Annotated in this window: 21 protein-coding genes and 1 tRNA gene; 7 read left to right on the top strand and 15 right to left on the bottom strand. The window is 70.9% G+C overall.

Annotation, left to right across the window (positions count from 1 at the left end; all coding sequences use genetic code 11):
* Positions 1 to 52: 52 nt before the first annotated feature.
* From BLQ63_RS12470 to BLQ63_RS12455, 4 genes are read right to left on the bottom strand one after another with little or no spacing between them, the layout of a single operon-like run.
* Positions 53 to 3,241, bottom strand: coding sequence for a lantibiotic dehydratase (locus tag BLQ63_RS12470; protein ID WP_177154900.1), 3,189 nt, complete (start codon positions 3,239 to 3,241; stop codon positions 53 to 55).
* A 20-nt stretch (positions 3,242 to 3,261) separates the two neighbouring features.
* A complete protein-coding gene (locus BLQ63_RS12465) occupies positions 3,262 to 4,599 on the bottom strand; it encodes a lanthionine synthetase C family protein (protein ID WP_091034610.1) in 1,338 nt (445 codons plus the stop codon).
* On the bottom strand, positions 4,592 to 5,554 hold the full coding sequence (locus BLQ63_RS12460; RefSeq protein WP_091034606.1) for a hypothetical protein: 963 nt from the start codon (positions 5,552 to 5,554) through the stop codon (positions 4,592 to 4,594). Before BLQ63_RS12460 ends, BLQ63_RS12465 begins: the two co-directional genes overlap by 8 nt.
* 41 nt (positions 5,555 to 5,595) lie before the next feature.
* Entirely contained in the window at positions 5,596 to 5,778 is a 183-nt protein-coding gene (locus tag BLQ63_RS12455; protein WP_091034603.1) for a hypothetical protein, read from the bottom strand.
* 174 nt (positions 5,779 to 5,952) lie between these two features.
* On the opposite strand from BLQ63_RS12455, the gene BLQ63_RS12450 reads away from it, so the two are divergent.
* Positions 5,953 to 6,843, top strand: a complete 891-nt coding sequence (locus tag BLQ63_RS12450; protein ID WP_091034599.1) for a DUF5979 domain-containing protein — start codon at positions 5,953 to 5,955, stop codon at positions 6,841 to 6,843.
* Between the two features lie 237 nt (positions 6,844 to 7,080).
* Here the strand turns inward: BLQ63_RS12450 and BLQ63_RS12445 are convergent.
* A tRNA-Leu gene (locus BLQ63_RS12445) sits at positions 7,081 to 7,165 on the bottom strand.
* Between the two features lie 157 nt (positions 7,166 to 7,322).
* On the opposite strand from BLQ63_RS12445, the gene BLQ63_RS12440 reads away from it, so the two are divergent.
* Together BLQ63_RS12440 and BLQ63_RS12435 are read left to right on the top strand one after the other, a co-directional pair.
* On the top strand, positions 7,323 to 8,336 hold the full coding sequence (locus BLQ63_RS12440; protein WP_177154899.1) for a phosphotransferase enzyme family protein: 1,014 nt from the start codon (positions 7,323 to 7,325) through the stop codon (positions 8,334 to 8,336).
* 45 nt (positions 8,337 to 8,381) lie between these two features.
* Complete coding sequence (locus BLQ63_RS12435) at positions 8,382 to 9,476, top strand: C45 family autoproteolytic acyltransferase/hydrolase (protein ID WP_177154898.1); 1,095 nt, start codon at positions 8,382 to 8,384, stop codon at positions 9,474 to 9,476.
* Here BLQ63_RS12435 and BLQ63_RS12430 read toward each other — a convergent pair.
* The 9 genes from BLQ63_RS12430 to BLQ63_RS12390 form a co-directional block, all read right to left on the bottom strand.
* Entirely contained in the window at positions 9,473 to 10,303 is an 831-nt protein-coding gene (locus tag BLQ63_RS12430) for a TrmH family RNA methyltransferase (protein ID WP_419774935.1), read from the bottom strand. The two genes, BLQ63_RS12435 and BLQ63_RS12430, sit on opposite strands and share 4 nt — an antisense overlap.
* A 54-nt stretch (positions 10,304 to 10,357) precedes the next feature.
* The gene (locus tag BLQ63_RS12425) at positions 10,358 to 11,395 is read right to left on the bottom strand and encodes an SPFH domain-containing protein (RefSeq protein WP_091034583.1); all 1,038 of its coding nucleotides are present in this window, start codon (positions 11,393 to 11,395) and stop codon (positions 10,358 to 10,360) included.
* A gap of 89 nt (positions 11,396 to 11,484) precedes the next feature.
* Positions 11,485 to 11,928 (bottom strand): NfeD family protein, encoded by a 444-nt coding sequence (locus tag BLQ63_RS12420; RefSeq protein WP_091034580.1) that lies wholly within the window; start codon positions 11,926 to 11,928, stop codon positions 11,485 to 11,487.
* Between the two features lie 89 nt (positions 11,929 to 12,017).
* Positions 12,018 to 13,097 (bottom strand): ferrochelatase, encoded by a 1,080-nt coding sequence (locus BLQ63_RS12415; protein ID WP_091034575.1) that lies wholly within the window; start codon positions 13,095 to 13,097, stop codon positions 12,018 to 12,020.
* A 10-nt stretch (positions 13,098 to 13,107) separates the two neighbouring features.
* The gene (gene fabI, locus BLQ63_RS12410) at positions 13,108 to 13,890 is read right to left on the bottom strand and encodes an enoyl-ACP reductase FabI (protein WP_091034570.1); all 783 of its coding nucleotides are present in this window, start codon (positions 13,888 to 13,890) and stop codon (positions 13,108 to 13,110) included.
* Between the two features lie 40 nt (positions 13,891 to 13,930).
* Complete coding sequence (locus tag BLQ63_RS12405; RefSeq protein WP_091034567.1) at positions 13,931 to 14,635, bottom strand: beta-ketoacyl-ACP reductase; 705 nt, start codon at positions 14,633 to 14,635, stop codon at positions 13,931 to 13,933.
* 108 nt (positions 14,636 to 14,743) lie between these two features.
* Positions 14,744 to 15,694, bottom strand: a complete 951-nt coding sequence (locus BLQ63_RS12400) for a VWA domain-containing protein (RefSeq protein WP_091034564.1) — start codon at positions 15,692 to 15,694, stop codon at positions 14,744 to 14,746.
* 31 nt (positions 15,695 to 15,725) lie between these two features.
* Positions 15,726 to 16,622 (bottom strand): DUF58 domain-containing protein, encoded by an 897-nt coding sequence (locus tag BLQ63_RS12395; protein WP_091034561.1) that lies wholly within the window; start codon positions 16,620 to 16,622, stop codon positions 15,726 to 15,728.
* Between the two features lie 4 nt (positions 16,623 to 16,626).
* Entirely contained in the window at positions 16,627 to 17,730 is a 1,104-nt protein-coding gene (locus BLQ63_RS12390; RefSeq protein ID WP_091034559.1) for an AAA family ATPase, read from the bottom strand.
* A 361-nt stretch (positions 17,731 to 18,091) separates the two neighbouring features.
* Here BLQ63_RS12390 and BLQ63_RS12385 point away from each other — a divergent pair, with 361 nt between their 5' ends.
* The 4 genes from BLQ63_RS12385 to BLQ63_RS12370 are packed head-to-tail and all read left to right on the top strand — an operon-like array spanning position 18,092 to position 20,895.
* A complete protein-coding gene (locus BLQ63_RS12385) occupies positions 18,092 to 18,655 on the top strand; it encodes an alpha/beta fold hydrolase (RefSeq protein ID WP_143014860.1) in 564 nt (187 codons plus the stop codon).
* A 26-nt stretch (positions 18,656 to 18,681) separates the two neighbouring features.
* Entirely contained in the window at positions 18,682 to 18,888 is a 207-nt protein-coding gene (locus BLQ63_RS12380) for a hypothetical protein (RefSeq protein WP_218125223.1), read from the top strand.
* 19 nt (positions 18,889 to 18,907) lie between these two features.
* Positions 18,908 to 19,414, top strand: a complete 507-nt coding sequence (locus BLQ63_RS12375) for a PH domain-containing protein (RefSeq protein WP_091034553.1) — start codon at positions 18,908 to 18,910, stop codon at positions 19,412 to 19,414.
* Entirely contained in the window at positions 19,411 to 20,895 is a 1,485-nt protein-coding gene (locus tag BLQ63_RS12370; protein ID WP_091034550.1) for a PH domain-containing protein, read from the top strand. The genes BLQ63_RS12375 and BLQ63_RS12370 overlap by 4 nt, the downstream gene beginning before the upstream one ends.
* Here the strand turns inward: BLQ63_RS12370 and hisG are convergent.
* Positions 20,892 to 21,737, bottom strand: coding sequence for an ATP phosphoribosyltransferase (hisG, locus tag BLQ63_RS12365; RefSeq protein WP_091034546.1), 846 nt, complete (start codon positions 21,735 to 21,737; stop codon positions 20,892 to 20,894). The two genes, BLQ63_RS12370 and hisG, sit on opposite strands and share 4 nt — an antisense overlap.
* Positions 21,738 to 21,744 lie beyond the last annotated feature (7 nt).

Raw genomic sequence — 21,744 nt, 5'->3', positions numbered from 1 at the left:
CCTCTCCGGGTTCGTGTCGGACGGTTCCGGGTTCGGAGCCGGTGAGCGGTGGTCAGGTCGCCGGCCGGCCGGCAGGGCGGTTCGCGATCGCCCGTGCGGCGAGCGCCCACAGCTCACGGCATTCGCGTTCGCGGTCCCGGTCGATCCCGGTCAGGCGGTTCGCCTGCATGTGCAGCAGGCTCTCCACCAGTGCGCCCTCGGTGCAGCTCAGCCGCGCGTCGCGAGCCAGTTTGCGGGCGAGCGCGCCGGCCTCGGCCAGCGCGTCGTGCTGGCGGGCGAAGACCGGGTCGAGCACCGCCGCGTACCGCGGGGCCGCAGGGGCGGAGCCCGGCTGGCCAGGCGCAAGCAGTTCGCACAGCAGCGGCCGGAGGGCACGGAAGCGCCGGCGCACGCTCTCGGAGACGGAGCGACCCGGTTTCTCGGCGGCGAGGACCAAGGGATCCGAGCCCCAGCTCCGGCACAGCGCGTGCAGCGCCGACACGCACACCATGTCCTGGTCGAGTCCGTGTTCGGCTTCCGCGGCGAGGAGGCGTACCGTCGTCTCGCTGCCGGCCTGGAACACCCGCTCCATCGCGGCGATGGCGTCGGGGCCGCCGTACCGCTCCAGTTCACGGGCGTAGCCGGCCAGGGCGACATCGGATGCCCACCCGGCCCGGACCTGATCCGCGGCCCATGCGGCGCACTTCGACAGCAGCGTCGGCGCCGCGTCGGTGTCGGCGGCGTGGAACCGCAGCCGCAGGTGCGGCTGCGGGTCGGCGTACCTGACGAAGAACCATCCGTCGATGAGGTCGTGCTCGTGCAGGTCGGCGAGCAGCGCCTGGAGCGGCCCGGTGAGGACGTCGTCCTGCTGCGCCACCGCGGTGTACAGCTTGACGAAGGCCCACTCGCCTCCGGGCGGGAAGTGCCGCGCGACCGCGGCCGCCGTGCCCGGCGACGCGGACGGGGCATGGGTGTGATCGACGCCGGCGGACGCGGGGAGCAACGGGACGACCACTTCGGACTGATAGCCGCGACCGTGCTCGTCGCGGAGCCACAGTTCGGAGAAGTCCGGCAGCATCTCGTACAGGAACACCGATGCGGAGGCTCGGCTCGCGCCTTTGCGGACCTCGCGGAGCAGCTCGTCCACGCACATCGGGTGCTCCAGGTCCAGCAGCAGTCGGTGATCGGCGGCCGTGAGGTAGACATGACGCGGGACCTCCCAGTCCCGGCGCCAGCGCTGCACGAGGTCGTACCCGCGGTCGGGGTCGCCGGTCGGTGCGTCGCCGAACGTGCTCGCATCGACGGTCCAGTACGCGGGGCTGAGCACGATGTTCCCGCGGACGAGTCGCGGCAGGAAGGGCGCCTGGCTCATCGGCCCCCAATTGAACGGGGAGGGGATGGCGAACATGTCGGCGGACAGCTCCAGCAGCGCCCGGACAGCATTGGGCGCCTGGACGTTGGTGACGGCATGCGACCTGGTCACCACGAGCCGCTTGCCGTTTCGCCGCGACCGCAGGTAGAACTCGGATCCGGTCGCCCCGACGAGGATGTCCGGTAGGGCGATCCGGCGATCGGCGGGCAGCACTGGTGCCGCGTTCACGCAGACCTCCCACTCGCGCACGACCGGGCGGGCGATGAGGTTGCCCTGGCGCGCCAGCCAGGGCGCCGTATTCAGCTCGGCGAACACGACGTCCGGGTGCGGGGCCTCCTCGGCGCGGGCGAACGCGCGCACGGCCGCGAGCGCGTCCTCGTCGAACAGGTCGGCGAACCGGCCGAAGCTCTGGAGTCCCTGGAACGAGCCCGGGGCCAGGACCAGGCGGAACCGGCCCTCGTCGATCGCCTCCCGCGACGGGGCCGCGATCTTGGCGTAGACGTCCAGGGTCGCCATGCGCCCGGTGCGCACGGTGTCGTCAGGCCATACCGTCAGCGCCTCCAGGTCGGCGTCGGTGAGTTCCACTTCGCGGACGCGGTGGTGGACGGCCGTGGCGACCAGGTCGACGACGGCTCGGTCGCGCCGCAGGTGGGTCGTCGCGGGCTGGGTCGGCAGGGGGACCGCACGGGGCGGGGACGCGTAGCCGTTCGGCGGGCCGAGGCCCCGTTCCGGGCTCAGCACGTCGAGCAGGGCGATCTCGGCGCCGAGTCCGTACCGTTCCACGAACGTGCTGTGGTACTCGGCGATGTGGGGCAGTCGCGGGCTCATGCAGTTGAGCCGCATGATGAGTGCGCCGGCGTCGGCTGCGGCCGTGGCGATCCGGTCCGACAGTGCGGTGCCGGTCGTCGCCAGCGCGGTGTCGGTCTGATAGACGGCTCTGCCGCTGTCGGGCGACATCCGGCGCTGGTGCTCGGTGTAGCGGTCGAGCAGCGACGGCGACGCCCGGCCGCCCGCCGCGTCGACGGCGTCGGCCAGCTCGCGGGAGCGGCGCAGGCCCGCGACGACGGGTGCGCGGACGCCGGCGAGGCGCTCGGCCAAGTCGAGTTCAGGCGGCGCCGGCGACATCGGCGCGCTCAGATCGGCGATGAGCACGTGTTGCTCCCACATTCGGGTCAGGAGTGCTCGGACCCGGTCCCGGCCGGCCCCGGGGTACCGCCGCTCCAACTCGGACACGAGGCCCGCGAAGGTGATGCGCCCGTCGGCGAGGTGCAGGGCCGTCGCGACCGGGGCAGTCGCCTGCAAGGCCACCCGGCGCACGCTGCCGCCGTCAACGTGTTGGAGAATCACGAGTCCGGACGTGTGGTGCCGCAGCTCGTTCGCCCGCACCGGCAGGTCTTCTCGCAATGCGGGGTCGCTTCCGATGCGGGCGGCGACGTCGGCGATCCAGCCGTAGTCGGCGCGCGTGCGGGCCCGCAGCATCGGGTCGGCGCGGAGTGCGGCGGTCGTGGCCGGGGCGAAGCGGCCCATGGCGACGGCGGCGCAGAGGCCAAACGGCGTCGACCGTGTCGACATCCGAGTGAGGTAGCGCAGCAGCGTCGCGAACGTCCGGTCGGCGGCCCTGCCGGCGGGCGGGCCGTCGAGTCGGCGCAGCCGCTCGGTCAGGTCAGCACTGGCGACGTGGAGTGCGTGGGCCACGCGGGGTCGGTCCACGAGCTCCCAGAGTCGTTCGCGCCCTGCGGCACGGCGCTCCTCAAGGGAGTCCGGGCGCACTCCGGGGGCATCGGTGGTAAGCCGGGTGAAGACGTCGACGGGCAGCAGCGGCGCCCTCAGCATGAAGAACTCCCCCGCGGTGTACGCGATGCGGCGGGCGGGCTCGGCGGCTGCGTCCAATGTCGTGTTCCTGTTCTGCGTCAGTCGATGAGGAGGGCGCGGTGGCATCCGCGGCCGACCGCGCCGGAGGCCGACCACAGGGTCAGCGCGACGCCCGCGGCGCCTTCCAGAAGGCCCGGGCTGTCCAGGCCGATCTCCGGTGCGTTGGAGTGGATCTGCTGCACCATCAGCGGCAGCGACGGGTCGCATCCTGCGAGTACGCGTTCGGTCAGTTCCGGGACGAACTCGCCGATCGACCGGTCGCCGTGCGCGGTGAACTTCTGGGCGATCGCGAGCAGGCCCGCCGCGCCGTGGCACAGGGCCGCGGTGTGGACGTGGGCCCGGCCTTCGCGCAGCCGCTGGAGATCGGCGCGCAGGCCGGCGACGGCGGTCGCGCGGAGTTCGTCGTCGTCGAGTGCGAGCGCGGCGTCCAGGAGCGCGGCGCAGACGCCGGGTGCGCCGTAGCACCAGGCGAGTCGCCCGACCGGTTCGACGGGCGGCTCCGGTGCGCCGTCCTCGTCGAGCGCGATGGTGCGCGGCCAGTTGGCACCCCAGTGGTCGGTCACGCTCCACGCGACGAGCCGATCGGCGGTGTGGCGGATGGCCTCGCGCTGCGCGGGCCGCCGGTACCCGGCCCGCCATGCGCGGCTCAGGGCCGAGAGTGGCCCGGGGATGCCGTGGGCGAGGCCGAGGTCGAGGTAGCCGTTCGGGAACCGCGCGGCGTCATCGGGGTCCTCGAGGTACCGCGGGGCCACGTGCCAGCGGGCGTTGCCGCCGTACTCCGTGACGGGTAGGCATGTCCAGGTGAGGTCGTCGACGAGCCGGTCCGCGGCGGCGCGCACGGCCGGCTCCGGGTCCGGCACGGACACCAGGTGACCGAGCATCCCTGCGGCGCCCTGGATGGCGTCGTAGCGGGCCGGGCTGGTGCCGTCGTCTCCGTCAGGGCGGGGGAACTGTTGGATCTGCTCGGCCAGCTTCCGGTTCACGGCGCCCAGCGCACGCCGGTATCCCGGTTGGTGCACCTCGCATTCGGCGAGCGCCGAGGCCAGGCCGGCGGTGCCGTAGCCGATGCTTGGATCGGCGAGCGGCATCTGCTGAGTGAGCCGGGCCGCGGTGCGCAGGGACTCCCGGGCGGCCGCCCGCCACCGGTCGGCCTCCTCGGGCACCGCGCGTGCGGCGTACTCGAACAGCAGCGCCTGGCCGGCATGCCCGCCGAACAGCGAGGGGCCACCCCAGCCGAAGGGGTTCGCGGCGCGCGCCGCTGAGCCACGGACCGACTCGTCCACCAGGTCGGTGTCGGTCAGCCGGTGTGCGATCGCCGCGGCCATCCTGTTCGCGGACTCCCTGAGATCCTCGGGCAGCATCGTGTCGCTACGCATATCCGAAGACCTCCAACAGGTGCCCGAAGCGGTCGTTGAACATCGCCTCGTGTTCGGCGGTGAAGACGTCCCTCCAACGCCCGATACGTCCCTTGTGGAAGCTGAAAGCGGAGCGGTCGAACAGGTCGTCCACGACGCGTTCCGGATCGACGTCGGATTCCAGGTGCTCGGCGACGCGCCGGGTCGCCTCCATCTGCCGATCCCTGCTGCCGCCGCCGCTCGGGCCGACCAGGTCCTCGAAGGAGACGTCGGCGACCTTGGGGTGGTAGAGCAGGCTGATCGCGGCCTCGTAATCGGCCATCAGAGGAAGGGCCGGATCACGCAGCGCGTACGTGATCCGGTCCGCCCGGTCGGGGATGTTCTGGAAGATCGGTCCGAACGTCGCCGACTCGGGGTATCTGAGGAACTTCAAGCCGCCTTCGCCGGCGAAGAAGTCCACCATCGACACCAGCGTGTCCCGGGGGTCACGGTGGTTCAGCACCATGCGAGGCTCACCTTCTCGGATCCACTCCTCGAGGAACAGCGGGTCCATCCGCCAGATGTCCACCGAGTGGAAGATCCAGCACAGCCTCGACGGGCCCTCCCGGAACGGCCGGGTCCACGCCTCCGGTGCCATCTTCAGCGTGAAGTCGGCATCGGGTTGCGACACTTGGACGTTCGACAAGTTCCGGGCCGCGAGCCGCATCTGCCAGATCCAACCGAGCTGAATGAGCAGCAGGTCAGTCCGGCGGATGAACTCCTCGGTGTCGCGGCGGACGTCGATGCCGTCGAACTCCGCGGGGTCGGCGAAGCGTTCGGCGAGGCGCTGCCGCTCGCGCAGGCTGAACGCGGCACGCCCGGCTTCGGGGGGAACCGTTTCGCCGTAGATGCCGTAGCCGAGCCGCACCATGAGCTGCTGGAGCAGGTGCGTACCGGCCTTGCGCGGCGAAATGGCCAGGACTCGTTCAGCGCTCATTCCGCGGGCCTTCCCGTTGCGGCCGGTTCATCGGACGGCGCTCAGCAGCAACGGTCGGGCCTGCTGGTGATGGTGCAGCATTGGGAGCAGGTGTACCAGGAGCATGAGAATCCGCTTTCGGGCATCTGCACCTCCTTGCCGACGACGATGCGAAAATCCGGATCGAACCCGTCGTCCTCCACCGCGATCTCAGAGTCCGATGTGGGCGTTTCGAGGGTGTCCATGGCGTGTCTCCGATCGAGCTGCGAACTGCTGACGTGGAACAGTCGACGACCGGCCTGCTTCAGAAAGGCTTCAAATCCGATTCACGACCGCTCTGATCGGTACGCAACGGTCGGCGCCGTCGCGGCTTCATCCTGAACGCCTCGGACACGGTCGGGGCGCTCACCGCCGCCATCGTGGCCGACGCGCTCGCCAACGGGCCCGCCAACGAGCCGTCCACACCCGAGCTGACCGTGACCCCCGAGACCATGCCGGCCCCTGACACCGGGGAGATCGTCGGCCCCTTCACTGTCACCGCCGACGGCTCCTCCACGATTCGAGCCACCGGCGTCGAGGTCTTCACCGACCCCGAGGGCGCGAACCCGCTCGCCGACGGCGACACGGTCGCCCCAGGCGCTGAGCTATGGGCCCGGATCATCGGGCCCGACGACCCGCACGCCTTCGTCCTGGACCTCGCCGCCCAGCACCTCGTCGGCACCGTGTACCTGTACGACGGCTCGAACCCCGGACGCGACGAGGCGCAGAAGCTGGTGCTCGCCCAGAGCGCGGAAATGACCTCTCGGGCCGGCGCAGAACTGATCCCCTACACCGCGGGAAGTCTCGAGATCACCAAGCGGATCGAAGGACCGGGCGCAGGGCTCCAGGACGAGATCGCCATCAGCGTCTCCTGCACCGACCCCGCAGGGGCGCTCGACCAGGAACGCACGCTCAGTGTCCCGGCCGGCTCCACCGCGGGCGACCACCTGCTGGCGGTCGACGGCCTCCCGGCCGAAAGCGAGTGCACCATCACCGAAACCGCCGACGGCGGCAACGATCGCGTCCGCGCGGCCGAGACCGTCATCGATCCCGCCACGGTGACCATCGCCGCCGGAGCGACGCAGACCGCGACCGTCACCAACACCTACGTCCGATGCGCCGAGGACGGCGAGGACGCAGTCGCACCCGGCGGATGCCTGGAGTCGCTGGCGGCGACGGGCGGCGCTACCGCCACGGCTGTCACTACCGCGGGAGTACTGGTGCTCATGGGCACGGTCCTGCTGTTCGGCATCCGCCGCCGAACCGCCTGACCGCTCGGTGAGCCCGCGGGTCGGGTTGGATCCGACCCGACCCGCGGGCCGACACTCGAGCCAACATTGGCCGATGGCTGACCAATGATGGCCTATCTCGAATGGAAAGGATCCGCATCCGGCTCCGAATGGCTGCCTTTTTGGCTGCCAGGTGGCGATATCACCGCCTGCGCCGGGGGCGCACAACTGCCATCCAAAGACAGCAAAAAGGCCCTGTTACCAGGGCCTTTCATTCTGTGCGCGAGGGGGGACTTGAACCCCCACGTCCATAATAGGACACTAGCACCTCAAGCTAGCGCGTCTGCCATTCCGCCACTCGCGCGTGCACACAGAAGTGTATATGTAGTTTGTTTTGCCTGCCAGGCGGGTGTTTTCGGCTGCCTTGGCACGAGACGAAACTTTACACGATGGTTCGCGGCTCGGCGCAAGGGGGGGTTCGCGCTCAGGCGTGTGGGCAGGCGGCGGCTACGCTTGGGGGCATGACCGTGACCGCGCCTCGACTCCCTGACGCGGCGCTGGCACATTGGGATCTGGGGCAGGTCTACCAGATGCAGCGAGTCCAGACCGGGCTGATGAACCGGTCCTGGCGAGTCGACTCCGCATCCGGGTCGTACCTGCTGAAACTGTTCCGAGATGTGACCGGGCCAGAGCTTCAGTTCCAGTTCCACGTGCTGCAGACGCTGGGCGGATCAGGGGTGCCGGTGGTCCTGCCGGTGCTGAGCAGGGACGGGCGCACCACGATCTTCCTCGAGGGCGAGGAGTTCGGGGTCTTCCCCTGGGTCGGCGGACGCCACCGGTCCGGATTGTCGATGTCGCGCGAGACCTGTCGGGATCTCGGGTCGGTCATCGGGCGACTGCACCGGACGCTGCATGCCTCCATCCCCGCCGATCGGCCCCCCAAGCCGGACAATCCGCCTACTACCGAGGCTGCATTGCAGAAGGTCGACCGGCTGCTGGAGCTCGTGGCCGCCGGGCGCGGGGACAAGACCGGGTTCGAGGCCACCGCCGAGCAGACGCTGCGGTTGAAGCGGGGCCTGCTCGTTCGGCTCGGGGACCGCCGGCCGCCCGACATGGCCTCCCAGTACACGGGTTACACGCACGGGGACCTGCACCCGCACAACGTGCTGCACGGTCCCGACGACCGGGTCTCGGCCATTCTGGACTGGGACCGGCTCGTGGTCTCCTCGTACGCGCGGGAAATGGCCCGCGCCGCCGTGTTCTATTTCACCTACGGCGATGAGCGCGGACTCGACTGCGACCGGATCCGGGCCTTCGCCGGGGGCTACCGGTCCGTCTTCGACGTGGGCGAACCCGAGATCGGGCTGGCCACGCATCAGCTGTGGTGGGACCGACTGACGGACAATTGGGTCATCGAGTGGCATTACGTGCGACACAACTCGGCGTGCGACCACCTGCTGCCGGGGCAGACCGGGCTCGTGAAGTGGTGGACCATCCACTACTCGCAGGTCGAGCAGTCGCTCATGGGGCGCTGAGAAAGCGGTTCGCTTTGTCGTATCGGGTTTGTCACAATGGCATCCATGACTCTCCCCCTTCTGCATCTGCAGGGCAGCCCTTACCGCCAGGGCGTGCAGCACGGCGAAACGCTGCGCGACGAGATCGCCGGCAACGTCGCCGTCTACCGTTCCCGGATGCTCACCTCCGGGCTCACCGAGCCCGACCTCGCCGAGCGCTCGCAGCGGTACCTCGGGCTCTTCACCCGTGAGGACGCCTCCTACCGGGCGACCATGGACGGGATCGCGGACGGTTCCGGGCAGAGCCTCCTCGACATCGCACTGCTCAACGCCAGGTACGAGCTGCTGTACAGCACCTGGAGCGAGTTCGGCCGCCCCACGGCCGAAGGCGTCCGCTCCGAGTGCACCTCGTTCGGCGGCGCCGACGGCGTGTTCGCCTCCGGCGGCACCCAGATCGGGCAGAACTGGGACTGGTTCACCGGCGTCGAAGGCGCCCTGCTCCAGTGGAAGCACGGCGAGACCACGGTCCTCGGCTTCACCGAGGCGGGCGTCGCCGGCGCCAAGATCGGCATCAACAGCAACGGCATCGGCCTGTGCGTCAACGGGCTCGGCGCCAGCGTCGACGACTGGAAGATCGACTCGGCGCCCTTCCACCTGCGGACGCGGCGCATTCTCGAGTCGGCTTCGCTGGCGGAGGCGGTGGGCCATGCCGTGGCTCCTCGGCCCGCGTGCTCGGCGAACTTCTTCGTGGGGAGCGCCGAATCGGGTGTGGCGACCGTCGAGACCTCGCCGCTGGGGTCGCGCGTGATCTATCAGACCGGGGAGGCGCCCCTGGTGCACACCAACCACTTCCGCGCCCCCGAGGCGCTGGGCGTCTACGAGAGCTGGCTCGAGTCCGGACGCGTCTCGACGTACCACCGCTGCGAGCGGATGGAGACGCTGCTCGACAAGGAGTCGCCGCTGTCGACCGAGCGGCTGTACGCGGCCATGCGGGACCACGACGGCGGCCCCATCGCGGTGTGCCGCCATCCGGTCGAGACCGACCCGGTGGACCTCCAGACGCACACGGCCCTGGCGGTGCACCTGGAGCTGGACGCCCAGCGGCTCTCCTACACCTGGGGTCCGCCCTGCGAGTCGGAGTTCACCACGGTCGCGATCTAGCGCGGGGCCGGTTGCGACAGTTCCCAGCACGCGACGGCGGTCGCCGCGGCGACGTTGAGCGAGTCGACGCCCGCGTGCATGGGGATCACCACGGTGCGGTCGCAGGCGTCGAGGGCGGCGGCCGTCAGGCCCGGACCCTCGGCGCCGAACATGAGCGCCGGGCGCTCCCGTTCGGCGGCGCTGACCTTGCCGATGTCGATCGCCCCGCGCGAGGGGCTCAGCCCGTGCAGCGTGAAGCCGGCCTCGCGGACCTGGTGCAGGCCGCCCGGCCACGGGTCGAGGTAGGCGTACGGCACCGCGAACACCTCCCCCATGCTCACGCGCACGCTGCGCCGGTACAGCGGGTCGGCGCAGTCGGGGGCGAGCAGGACGCCGTCGAAGCCGAGCCCGGCCGCCACGCGGAAGATCGCGCCGATGTTGGTGTGGTTGTTGATGCCTTCGAGGACGACCAGGCGCTTCACTGTCGTCAAGAGCTCGGAAGGGGCCGGGAGTTCCCTGCGGTGGAACGAGGCCAGCGCACCGCGGTGGACGTGGAAGCCGGTCACCGATTCGAGCACGTCCGGCCCGGCGGTGTAGCAGGGGGCGCCTTCGGCGAGGTGGGCGAGCTGGTCGGCGCGCTTGGCGTCGATGAGCATGGACCGCATCCGGTATCCGGCCCGCAGTGCGCGGCCGATGACCTGGTGTCCTTCGGCGATGAACAGGCCGTTCGGCTGCTCGAAGCGGGTGCGCAGGGCGAGGTCGGTCAGGGCGCGGTAGTCGCCGAGGCGCCCGTCGTCCGGGTCGTCGATGCGGGTCACTGGGTCGGGCACCCGATGATTGTGCCGCAGGCGCGCGAAACGCCCTGGGGCGGCCGTGCGGCCGCCTCAGGGCGTCACGTCGCGCTACGCCGGTGAGGGCGGCAGTTCGTTGTTCCTGGCCTTGCCTTCGCCGATGTCCTGGACCTCGCGAGCGGCCTGCTGGGCCGCTTCGAGGGCCTGGGCGGCGGAGTCGTCGAGTTCGAGGGCGCTCGTGTCGACCTCGATCTCGTCCTCCTCCTCGTTGACGTCGCCGGTGATGCCGCCGAGGGCGTTGCCGATGCCGCCGAGGGCCTTGGTCAGCTCCGCCGGGACGACCCACACCTTGTTGGCGTCGCCCTGGGCGATCTTCGGCAGGGTCTGGAGGTACTGGTAGGCGAGGAGCCGGTCGGTGGGCTTGGCCTTGTGGATGGCCGCGAACACCGTCTGGATGGCCTTGGCCTGGCCGTCGGCGCGGAGGACCTCGGCGTCGCGGGCGCCCTTGGCGCGCAGGACCTGCGACTGCTGCTCGCCTTCGGCCATGAGGATCGCGGAGCGCTTGGTGCCCTCGGCGTTGAGGATCGCGGCGCGGCGGTCGCGCTCGGCGCGCATCTGCTTCTCCATGGCGTCGCGGATGCTCAGCGGCGGCTCGATCGAGCGCAGCTCGACGCGGGTGACCTTGAGGCCCCACTTGTCGGTGGCCTTGTCGAGCTCGGCGGCGAGGCGGGCGTTGATCTCCTCGCGGCTGGTGAGGGTCTTCTCCAGGTCGAGGGAGCCGACGACGTTGCGGAGCGTGGTGGTGGTGAGCTGCTCGACGCCCGCGAGGTAGTCGTCGATGTTGTACACGGCCGCGGTGGGCTGCGTGATGATGTAGTACAGCACGGTGTCGATCTGCACGCCGAGGTTGTCGGCGGTGATGACCGGCTGGGGCGGGAAGTTGACGACGCGTTCGCGGAGGTCGACCTTGGCGCGGACGTTGTCGACGAAGGGCACCAGCAGTCGGGGCCCGGGTTCGAGCGTGCGTCGGTACTTGCCGAGGCGCTCGATGATGTAGTTCCACTGCTGCGGCACGATCTTGATCGAGCGGAAGAGCACGATGATCAAGAAGAGCGCGACGATCAGCAGGAGTATGCCGAGCGGGTCCATGGTGTTCTAGCCTCCAGTGGTCTGGCGGATCGGCGGGCGGTCGGTGTCTGCTTCCAGACGATGCGGAAAGGCTATACGGGCGTTTCCAGCTAACTCTGCTTCCAGACGATGACGGTGGCTCCCTTGATTTCTACCACTGTCGCGCTCTCCCCGGGTTCCAGCACCTGGTCGGGCTCCAGCGGGTAGGCGGTCCAGTTGTCCCCCGCGATCTCGACCAGGCCGCCCGAGAGGTCGACGGTCTCGATGACGCGGGCCTCGGCGCCCTCGATGGCGCGGGTGCCGAAGGTGCGGGGGCGCTCGTCACCTCGGTCGGATTCGAGGGCCTGCCTGAGGAAGGGGCGCAGGCCCCAGATCGAGGCGACGGAACCGACGCCGAACAGGATGGCCTGGAGCCAGAAGGGCGCGCCGAGGGCGGCGGCGATGCCCGCGAGGGCGGCGCCGGCGGCGACCATGGCGAGGACCAGGGTTCCGGTGAAGAGCTCGGCCACGCCGAGCAGCACCGCGGCGACGATCCAGAAGAAGACGGGTTCCACACCACAAGCATGTCATGTGGTTGCTACCAGCGGGGACTGCGGGGAGCGCGGTGCCGGGCCCGCGGCGGTCGCGCGGGCCCGGCGGGGGCCTATCGGCCGCCCCGGTGCTTCTCGGGGGCCGGGGGACGGCGGGCGGGGCAGCAGCCCTCGACCGTCGGGTCCCAGACCGGGAGTTTGCCGAGGCGGCGGATCGGCGCGCCCTTGACGCGTTCGGCGACCAGGTCGCGGAACATGCCGACCAGGTCGGCGTTGACGCTGGGCGTGCCGGCCCGCAGGTAGCGCAGGCCGAGGTCGGCCGCGGTGTCCTTGGCCTCGTTGTCGAGGTCCCAGAGGACCTCGATGTGGTCGGAGAGGAAGCCGACCGGGCTGACCACGACGGTGTCGACGCCTTCGGAGGCGAGGACCTTCAGGTGGTCGTTGACGTCGGGCGCGAGCCACGGCATCGACGGCGGGCCCGAGCGGGACTGCCAGACCACGTCGAAGGGGCCGTTCCATCCGGCGCGTTCGGCGACCAGGGCGGCGGCCTCGGCGACCTGGTCGGAGTAGCGGGCGCCCTCGGGGCCCGAGCACTCCTCCATGACGTCCGGGATCGAGTGCGCCGTGAACACCACGCGCGTCTTCGACTGGTCCTCGATCTGGTCGAGGCTCGACTTCAGCTGGGCGGCGAAGCCGCCGACGAAGCCGGGGTGGTCGAAGAAGTGGCGGATCTTGTCGATGACCGGTGCGGTCTCGCCGACGGCGGCGCGCGCGGCGTTGATGTCCTCGACGTACTGGCGGCACGAGGAGTACGAGCCGTAGGCGCTGGTGCACAGCGCCAGGGCGTGCTTGACGCCGTCGCCGGTCATCTGGGTGACCGCGTCGACGAGCATCGGCGGCCAGTTGCGGTTGCCCCAGTAGATCGGCAGGTCGATGCCGCTGACGCGGAACTCCTGGCGGAGGGCCTCGATGACCTCCCGGCACCACTGGTTGATCGGCGAGATCCCGCCGAAGTGGTAATAGTGCTCGGCGACTTCGGCGAGGCGCTCGTCGGGGATCCCGCGGCCGCGGGTGACGTTGCGCAGGAACGGCAGGACGTCGCCCGGGCCCTCGGGACCGCCGAAGGAGACGAGCAGTACCGCGTCGTATCCGTTCTCGGCGGTGCCGTTCGTGGCTGAGCCGTTCAGAGACATGGCTGCTCCGCTACTTTTCGGTGCGCTCGACTCCGACGGCGTGGAAGCCGCCGTCGACGTGCAGGATCTCGCCGCTGGTGGCGGGGAACAGGTCGGACAGGAGCGCCGCGCAGGCCTTGGCGACCGGCTCGGAGTCGGTCAGCGACCAGCCGAGGGGGGCGCGCGCGGTCCAGGCCTCCTCGAAGGCCTCGAATCCGGGGATGGACTTCGCGGCCATGGTGCGCTGCGGTCCGGCGGAGACGAGGTTGACGCGGATGCCCTTGGGGCCGAGGTCGCGCGCGAGGTAGCGGTTGGCGGACTCGAGCCCGGCCTTGGCCACGCCCATCCAGTCGTAGACCGGCCAGGCCTGGCTGGCGTCGAAGGTCAGGCCGACGATGGAGCCTCCGCCCTCCATCAGCGGCAGGCAGGCCATGGCGAGGGACTTGTACGAGAAGGTCGACACCTGGAGTGCGGTGGCGACGTCTTCCCAAGGGGTGTTGAGGAAGTTCCCGCCGAGGGCCGAGGGCGGGGCGTAGGCGATGGCGTGCAGGACGCCGTCGAGGCCGTCCACGTGCTCGCGGACCTTGTCGGCGAGGCCGGCGAGCTGCTCGGGGTCGGTCGCGTCGAGCTCGATGACCGGGGCAGGGGTCGGCAGCTTCTTGGCGATGCGCTCGACCAGGGACATGCGCCCGAATCCGGTGAGGATCACTTCGGCGCCCTGCTCCTGCGCGTACTTGGCCACGCCGAAGCCGAGTGACTGCTCGGTGATCACACCCGTGATGAGCAGTCGTTTGCCGTCCAAGATTCCAGACATGTGTTCCTCCGTGGTTGTCAATGCTTGAAGAGTATTGCTGCTAGTGGCCCATGCCCAGGCCGCCGTCGACGGGGATGACCGCGCCGTTGACGTAGCCGGCCCGGTCCCCCGCGAGCCAGGTCACGGCCCCGGCGATCTCCTCGGTGGCGGCGAAACGCTTGGCGGGGATGGCGTCGAGGTAGGCCTTGCGCTGCGCTTCGGGGAGCGCGTCGGTCATGTCGGTCGCGACGAAGCCGGGGGTCACCACGTTGGCCGTGATGTTGCGGGAGCCGAGCTCGCGGGTGATCGAGCGGGCGAGGCCGATCAGGCCGGCCTTGGAGGCGGCGTAGTTCGTCTGCCCGGCGTTGCCGTAGAGGCCGACGACCGAGGAGATGAAGATCATGCGGCCGAATTTGGCGCGGAGCATCTTCGAGGAGGCGCGCTTGGCGACGCGCCAGGCGCCTTTGAGGTTGGTGTCGACGACGCGTTCGAACTGGTCTTCGCTCATGCGCAGCAGGAGGGTGTCGTCGGTGATGCCGGCGTTGGCGACGAGGATCTCGACGGGGCCGAACTTCTCCTCGACCTCGGTGAACGCGGCGTCGACCGAGGCGGTGTCGGTGATGTCGCACTGGACGCCGTAGAGGCCGTCGGGGGCGCCGGTGCCGCGGTGGGTGACGGCGACGTTGTCGCCCTGGGCCGCGAAGGCCTTCGCGATAGCGAGGCCGATCCCGCGATTGCCTCCGGTGACGAGGACCGTGCGCGCCATTGTTCGAACTCCCTCACGTTCTTTGTATGAAGCCACGAAGATCGTAGCGACGGGCCCCTCCCGGTGCGAAGGGGCCTTCACGCAGGGTGTGCTGCCCGCCTCACCGCATCATGTGAGGCGCGAGGTCCAGGCGAGGCTGAGTCCGGCCGCGGTGAACAGCAGGATCATGGCGGTGCCGACGAACCACTGGGAGACGTCCTCGGCGATGGTGCGGTACCCGAGGGAGGAGCCCATGTCCTCGTAGACGGCGCGCAGCTCCTCGGCGGAGAAGGCCTCGTAGTAGTCGCCGCCGGTGACGTCGGCGAGGCCGGCGAGGGCCTCGCGGTCGACGGGGACGGACACGAGTTCCTGGTCGAGTTCGATGACGCCCTCGTCGGTGCCGAACGCGACGGTGGAGACGGGGATCTCGGCCGCGGCGGCGGCCTCGCCGGCCTCCTCCACGGTGCGGCCGGCGGTGCGGTAGCCGTCGGAGAGCAGGAGGATGCGGGCCGGGGCGAGCTGGCCGGTGGCGTCGGGCATGACCTGCTGGACGGCCTGGAGCGAGGCGAAGACGGCGTCGCCGGTGGCGGTGGCCTCGGCGAGGGTGAGGCCGTTGATGGCGCTGGTGACCTCGGCGCGGTTCTTGGTGGGGGGCACGACGACCGAGGCGAACCCGGCGAAGGAGACGAGGCCGACGTTGTACTGCTCGGGCAGTTCGGCGACGAAGTCGGCCGCGGCGGCCTTGGCGGCGTCGATGCGGTTCGGTTCCACGTCGGTGGCCATCATGGACAGTGAGACGTCGATGGCGAGGATGATCGTGGCCCGCTCCTGGGGCTCTTCGACGTCGACCGCCGGCTTGGTCATGCCGCCGACGAGGAGCGCCAGCGCGATGACGAGCAGGCCGGCGGGGAGGTGGCGGCGCCAGCCGGGGATCTTGGGCACGAGTTTGGCCAGGAGCGAGGCGTTCGCGAACCTCACGGCGATCCGCTTGCGGGCGAACTGGGCCCAGATGTAGACCGCGGCGAGCGCGGCGACGGGGACGAGCGCCAGGAGCCACATCGGGTCGAGCAGGCGGATCAAGAGTTCTCCTTCATGCGCGGGTAGCGGCTGGTCAGCGGTAGGCGGCGAGGTGTCGGCGCTGGGCGACGAACGCGGCGATGTCGCGCAGCCAGTCCGAGTCGGTGGACAGGCGCAGGTGCGCGGCGCCGCCGGAGCGGATGCCGTCGGCGATGCGGGCCCGCTGGGCCGCGGCGGCCTCGGCGTAGCGGGCGCGGAAGCGGGCGTTGCCGGTCTGGACTTCGACGGTGGCGCCGGTCTCGGGGTCGGTCAGGTCGAGGACGCCGACGTCGGGGAGCGCGAGCTCGGCCGGGTCGAGGACTTCGACGCACAGGACCTGCTGCCGTACGGCGAGGCGGCGCAGTTCCCGTGCCCAGTCGCTCGGGTCGTCCTCGTCCTCCAGGAAGTCGGAGATGACGATCGCGAGGCCGCGTCGGCGGGCGTGGCGGCGGGTCTTGTCGATGAGTTCGGCGAGGTCGCCGGCCCCTTCGCCGCGCGGGAAGGTCGTGACGGTGCGCAGGAGCGAGCGGGCGCCGCCGCGGCCGGGGCGGGGCGGGATCGCCTTGGCGGGGCCGCCCTCGGTGATGACGGCGCCGATGCGGTTGCCGCCGCGTCCGGCGAGGTAGGCGAAGGCGGCGACGGCGCCTTCGGCGAGTTCGCGTTTGAGCATGCCGACGGTGCCGAAGTCGAGGCTCGGGGACAGGTCGATCGCGAGCCAGGTCTCGAGTTCGCGGTCGGCGATGGTGGTGCGCACGTGCGGTGTGGTGGTGCGCGCGGTGACGGGCCAGTCCATGCGGCGCACGTCGTCTCCGGCCCGGTACTCGCGGGCTTCGCCGGCCTCGGTGCCGGCGCCGGGCAAAAGGCCCAGGTAGTCGCCGTGGAGGAGCCCGTCGAGGCGGCGGGTGACTTGAAGCTGGAGTCGGTCGAGGGCGCGCAGGTCGGCGACGTTCATGGGCCTACCAGGCGCCGGGTTGCTGGGGTTGGGCCGGCTGGTAGGACTCGGCCCCGCGCGGTGCGGCGTCCTGCCTGGGCGTGACGGTGGGGGCCGGGACGGCGGCGAGGAGCTGGGCGACGAGGCGGTCGGCGCTGATGCCGTCGGCCATCGCGTCGTAGGAGAGCACGAGGCGGTGGCGCAGCACGTCGGGTGCGATGTCGTCGAGGTCCTGCGGGAGCGCGTAGTCGCGGCCCCTCAGGAGCGCGATGGCGCGGGTGGCGCGGATGAGGCCGAGGGAGGCGCGGGGGCTGGCGCCGTACTGGATGTGGCGGGCGATGCCGCCGAGTCCGGCGCCGGCGGGGTTGCGGGTGGCCATGACGATGCGCACGGCGTAGTCGACCAGGGCGTTGTGGATGAAGACGCCGTCGGCGGCCTGCTGGAGGCGCAGGAGGTCGTCGGTGTCGAGGACCCGGTCGGGGACGGGGGTGTCGACGCCGACGCGGAAGACGATCTCGCGTTCTTCGGAGTCGGTGGGGTAGCCGACGTTGACCTTGAACAGGAAGCGGTCCCGCTGGGCTTCGGGGAGGGGGTAGACGCCCTCCTGCTCGATCGGGTTCTGGGTGGCCATGACCAGGAACGGTTTGGGGAGGACGTGGGTCTGGCCGCCGATGGAGATGCGCTGCTCGGCCATGACCTCGAGCATCGCGGACTGGACCTTGGCGGGGGCGCGGTTGATCTCGTCGGCGAGGACGAAGTTGGTGTAGACGGGGCCCAGTTCGACGTCGAAGGTCTCGGTGGACTGGCGGTAGATGCGGGTGCCGACGATGTCGGCGGGGACCAGGTCGGGGGTGAACTGGATGCGGTTGAAGTCGGCGCCGACGACCTTCGCCATGGTCTCGACCGCGAGGGTCTTGGCGACGCCGGGGACGCCTTCGATGAGGCAGTGCCCGCGGGCGAGGAGCGCGGCGAACATCCGCTCCACCAGGGCGTCCTGGCCGACGATGACCTTCTTGATCTCGAACAGGGCCTTCTCCAGCAGCGCGGCGTTCTCGGCCGGCGTGGGGAGCCCGGTCGCGGAGGGCCCTGCCGGGCGGTCGTTCGAACGGTCGGCCTCGGGTGATCCCATGTCGGCTCCTTCAGGCGCGTCGGTCTGGTGCTGTCGATACTAATTCGCCCGTTCGAGGCGCGCAGGGGGCCGCTGGGACCCGCGTGGCGCCTCCGCACCGGGTTTTGTCGGGAACCCGACAGTTGTGGCCGAACCCCTTGGGGCGCAGCAGGTCTACACTGCCGCATCGGCTTTTCGGCAAACGCGGAGGGGGGTTTGCCCCGCGGCGTGACACGCCGCGCGGATTCAATCCGTTGCTGCGAAATGTCGGAGCGCTATGCTTTCTCCAAGCCGCACGACTTCCCCCGTGGTCGTGCGGCTCTTCCGTCCCTCCAGTCGTCAGGACCCTCATTTCGGCGCTGGCGGAACTAGACTTTCCCTCATGCCCCGTCGCCGCCAAGCGCTCCTGCTCCCCGGACGCAATTACAGCGTTCAGGGGCCGCTGCTGATGTACACCCATGTGGCCCTGCAATCGCGCGGCGCCCATACGTATCCGATCGTGTGGAAGGACGTGGACCGGCTCGCGTCCGACGAGCAGTCCATGGTCGAAGGGGTGTGCGAGCAGACCGAGGCGGTGCTCGACCGGGTCCACAACGACGACCCGCCGCTGCTGGTCGGCAAGTCCCTCGGGTCGGCCGCCGCGGTCCTCGCGGCCCACCACGGGCTCCCGGCGATCTGGTTCACGCCGCTGCTCCAGCACTATCCGATCGTGCAGGCCCTGCGCCGCGCGACCGCGCCGTTCCTGCTCATCGGCGGCTCCGCCGACCCGGCCTGGACCAAGAAGCTCGCGACCGACCTGCCCGGCGAGGTCTGCGAGATCCGCGGGGCCGACCACGGCCTGTTCATTCCCGGCCGGCCGCTGGTGGACTCCGCGCACGCCCTGGCCGACGTGATCGAGGCGGTCGAGGCGTTCATCGACACAGCGGTGTGGCCCCGCACCGGTTGAGGCCGCGGAGCGAGCACAATCGCACAGTGACCTCCGATGCCGACACGCCCATCTGCTCCGCCCGGGGCTGCCGCCGCGAGGCCGCCTGGATGCTCTTGTGGCGCAACCCCCGACTGCACAGCGTCGACCGCGTGAAGCGCTGGGCCGCCTGCGACGAGCACCTCACCACGTTGCGCGGCTTCCTCACCGCACGCGGATTCCCGTGCGAGACCGAGGCAGTGCCGCCGTCGTGAACAGTGCGATGATCAAGCCATGAGCGCGAAAGCGATCCCCGTGTGGGACCTGTGGCCGAGCGGCATCGAATGGCAGCCGATGTCCCGGCAGCTGCGGACCGTCTGGGTCCTGCGGAGCCTGCTGAACGTGCTGATCCTCGCGGTCGTGGCGGCGATCCCGTTGACGATCTGGCTGGGATGGGACGGACTCCTGTGGGCCCTCGGCGGGTACGTCGTCCTCGCGGGACTGCGGTCCCTCGCGGTGGCGCGCACCGTCGCGACCTGGGGCTTCGCCGAAAGGGACGAAGACCTCCTGGTCCGCCACGGACTCCTGACGCGCCGGTTGAGCATCGTGCCCTACGGCCGCATCCAGCTCATCGACCTCTCGGCCGGGCCCATCGAGCGGATGTTCGGCCTGACCACGGTGCAGGTGCGCACCGCCGCGCTCGGCTCGACGACCGAGGTCCCCGGGCTCGACCCGCCCGTTGCGGCGGCGCTGCGCGACCGGCTCGCCGTCCGCGCCGCCGAGGTCCGGGAGGGCCTGTGACCGGCCCTGGCCCCGACGAGGTGGGCCCCGAAGCCGCTGCGCCGCAAGAGGAGTCCGCTCCCGTGCTGGCCGACGTCCCGTACGGGCCGGAGGCCGCGGGGCCGAGCGCGCCGCCTCCGGGGGTCACCCGCCAGCGCCTGCACCCGCTGACGCCGCTGCTGGAGAGCTTCAGGTTCTTCGCCGCCGCCGCGGCGGCGGTCGGCTTCCAGGTCTTCACCTCGCAGAACTTCCTGTTCGCGGTCTACATCGCGGTGGCGGCCGCGGTGGTCGGCGGCATCGCGAGCCTCATCGCGCTCCAGTACCGCGGCTTCGTGATCTGGGGCCCGGAACTGCACATCTACAGCGGGGTCTTCACCAGGAGCCACCGCACGGTCCCGCTGGACCGGCTCCAGTCCGTGGACCTGGCGCGGCCGCTGCGGGCCCGTCCGTTCGGGTTGGCGCAGTTGAACATCGAAGTGGCCGGGGGCGACGGCACGGACGCGCGCCTGGCGTATTTGAAGGTGGACCGGGCCCTGGCGCTGCGCGCGGAGCTGCTGGGGATCGCCGGGCGCCCGATCGCACCGGTCCCTGAGGTCGATCCGGACGCCGACGCGGACGCCGGCGATGAGCCGGTCGCGTCCGGACCTGGCGCGCTGATCCCGCCGGTGCCGGTCAAGCGGCTCGCGTTCGCCTCGCTCTTGGAGGCCCTGCCGGTGCAGGTGACGGCGCTGGTGCTGTTCGGGACCGCGTTCGCGGTGTCGGGCGCCGTCTTCGGGTTCAGCACCGTGGCGACGACCGTGTGGTTCGGCTTCCTCGCACCGGCGCTGCTCGGGTACGCCCAGAGCACCATCGTCACGGTCAACCGGTTCCTGCGCAACTGCCGGTTCCGGCTCAGCCGCGACGGCGGGAGCCTGCTGGTGGAGCGGGGGCTGACGGACACGAGCCACGAGACGGTGCCGGTGGACCGCGTGACCGGGGTGACCTTCGACGAGCCGGTGCTGTGGCGCTCGCGTCGGTGGCGGCGCGTGGAGGTGTGGACGGCGGCCGTGGCCCAGCAGGGCGGCGGCGGTGCGGCCAAGTCGACCATGATGCTGCCGGTCGGCGACCCCGGGCAGGTGGCGCTGGTGGCGGCCGAGGCGGTGCCGGACCTGCCGTCGGTGTTCGAGACGGCGCTGCCGCCGCGCCGGGCGCGGTGGCGGATGCCGTTGCGCTGGAAGCGGACCGGGGCCACGCTCCATGAGCGGGTGTTCGTGGTCCGGCACGGCGTCATGGTGAACACCCATGTCGCCGTGCCGTACGCGCGCATTCAGTCGGTGCGGGTCGTGCAGGGTCCGGTCCAGCGGCTCCAGGGCCTCGCGACGGTGCGGGCGATGACGGCCGGAGGCCTGGGGCACGACGCGGTCGCCTACCACCGCGACGCGATCGAGGCCGTCGCGATGGCCGCCGAGCTGCGGGAGCGGGCGGACGCGGCCGCCGCATTGGAGCGGCCGCGGCTGTCCTAGAGGCGGCAGGCGTCGATGTTCGAGGCCAGGATGCCGCGCGCGCCCATCTCGTAGAGGGCGTCCATGACGCGGTGCAGGTCGGCGCGCTCGGTCATCGACTGGACGGCGACCCACCCTTCCCGATGCAGCGGGGAGACCGTCGGCGACTCGATGCCGGGGGTCAGTTCGACCGCGGCCTCGAGCAGCTCGGCGCGCACGTCGTAGGCGAGCATCACGTAGGAGCGGGCGACCAGGACGCCGCGCAGGCGGCGCAGGAGCTGGTCGACCGCGCCGGCCCGGCCGTTGCCGGTCTTGCGGACCAGGACGGCCTCGGAGTGCATGATCGGGTCGCCGAAGACGGCGAGCCCGGCCTGCTTCAAGGTCGTGCCGGTCTCGACCACGTCGGCGATGGCGTCGGCGACACCCAGGGCGATGGCGTTCTCGACCGCGCCCGCGAGCTCCACGATGGCGGTCTTGACGCCCTGCTGCTCGAGGTCGCGCTGGACGACGCCGGGGTAGGAGGTCGCGATGCGCTTGCCGTCGAGGCCGGCGACCGAGTCGACGTCGCCCGGGCGGGCGGCGTAGCGGAACGTCGAGCGGCCGAAGCCGAGCGCGAGGACCTCCTCGACCTCGGCGCCGGAGTTGACGGCGAGGTCGCGGCCGGTGATGCCCAGGTCGAGGTCGCCGGTGGCGACGTAGGTGGCGATGTCGCCGGGGCGCAGGTAGAAGAACTCGACGCCGTTGGAGGCGTCGACCGACTGGAGGTCGCGGCTGGAGCGGCGCTGGCGGTAGCCGGCCTCGGTGAGCATGTCGGTGGCGCCCTGCGAGAGTGCGCCCTTGTTGGGCACGGCGATGCGGAGCATGCGGAAG

Source organism: Glycomyces harbinensis, assembly GCF_900101745.1.
In the GTDB taxonomy this organism is placed as follows: Bacteria; Actinomycetota; Actinomycetes; order Mycobacteriales; family Micromonosporaceae; genus Glycomyces; species Glycomyces harbinensis.
Note: the sequence above shows the minus strand (reverse complement) of the source record. Positions and strands in the feature narration are given on the sequence as shown.